Genomic DNA, 1,024 nt, shown 5'->3' on the forward strand with positions numbered 1-1,024 from the left:
CCTTGTTTTCTAAAGAAACTTCGGCTTCGCCTTGTTTTCTAAAGAAACTTCGGCTTCGCCTTGTTTTCTAAAGAAACTTCGGCTTCACCTTGTTTTGTGAGAATCGCGTAGCGATTCGTGGCAATCTATTTTTTTTGATTCTTTTGTAATGTTTTTGAGTATTTTTGGGTTTGTGTTTTTGGGGTGGATTTGGGCGTGTTTATGATTGTTTGGGTAAGTTTGGGATTTAAAAGCCCCCTCCCTTAGAGTAACCGTGCTTTTTGCCACTTCGTGTGTGAGGAGGACAAAAGCCCCCTCCCTTGAATCCATTTTTTTCAAAGTGAGGGTGTTTGGCTTCTTTAAGCCCCCTCCCGCAGCACGAGGGTGTTTGGGGGTGGGTTTCTTTTGCGTTAGCAAAAGCGTGGAAAGATTCGTCATTGCGAGCAAATGCGCTAGCATTTGCGTGGCAATCTATAATGCCGACATTATAAGACGAAGTTTTGTCATTGCGAGAATTTACTAAAGAAACTTCATTCGTTTGTTTTGCGTAGCAAAATCGTGGCAATCCACCACACCGTCATTGCGAGGCAGTGGCTTTAGCCACAACGAAGCAATCCATTTCTTTACTTTTGTAGATTACCACGCTCGCTTCGCTCGCTCACAAAACAAGCGTAGCGCAGTTTCTTTAGTAATGACAGAAGTGCTGCGTTTGCTTTGTTGATAATGAAGGTATTTGCATTGCTAGCAGTGGCGTTTTTGTTGCTTGCAGTTGTTAGCTTTGCTTAAGAAGCGTAGGTGGTATCTACCCACCCCCTAACCCCCTCCGCACAGGGAGGGGGAATAAGTAGAATCGCCACCTACAATGGAGGTGGAAATTACATTGTGCCCACCTGCATTGTCATATTGAGGTTTTGCAGAAACCGAAATATCCCTACTTGATTTTGCAATCCGCAGAATCTTTTGAGATACTTCGGGCTACGCCCTTAAGTATGACAAAAAGTTGTAGTATGACAATTTAAGAAGTTTGTTTGAGATACTTCGCTTC

The 1,024-nt window shown here is 43.4% G+C and carries 2 protein-coding genes; one reads left to right on the top strand and one right to left on the bottom strand.

Features of this window, described 5'->3' with window-relative positions; translation table 11 throughout:
- Positions 1 to 84: 84 nt before the first annotated feature.
- A complete protein-coding gene (locus tag HMPREF2086_RS09145) occupies positions 85 to 417 on the bottom strand; it encodes a hypothetical protein (protein WP_148374521.1) in 333 nt (110 codons plus the stop codon).
- A gap of 357 nt (positions 418 to 774) precedes the next feature.
- Here HMPREF2086_RS09145 and HMPREF2086_RS11760 point away from each other — a divergent pair, with 357 nt between their 5' ends.
- Positions 775 to 918 carry a hypothetical protein gene (locus tag HMPREF2086_RS11760; protein ID WP_156921332.1) on the top strand — a complete coding sequence of 48 codons (144 nt, stop codon included), beginning with the start codon at positions 775 to 777 and terminating at the stop codon, positions 916 to 918.
- Positions 919 to 1,024: the final 106 nt, after the last annotated feature.

The sequence above is a fragment of the Helicobacter macacae MIT 99-5501 genome (assembly GCF_000507845.1).
Classification (GTDB): domain Bacteria; phylum Campylobacterota; class Campylobacteria; order Campylobacterales; family Helicobacteraceae; genus Helicobacter_B; species Helicobacter_B macacae.

Bases quoted from the DNA above. Each gene is read 5' to 3' on its own strand.
- HMPREF2086_RS09145 (WP_148374521.1), bottom strand. From the start codon at position 417: ATGACGAATCTTTCCACGCTTTTGCTAACGCAAAAGAAACCCACCCCC.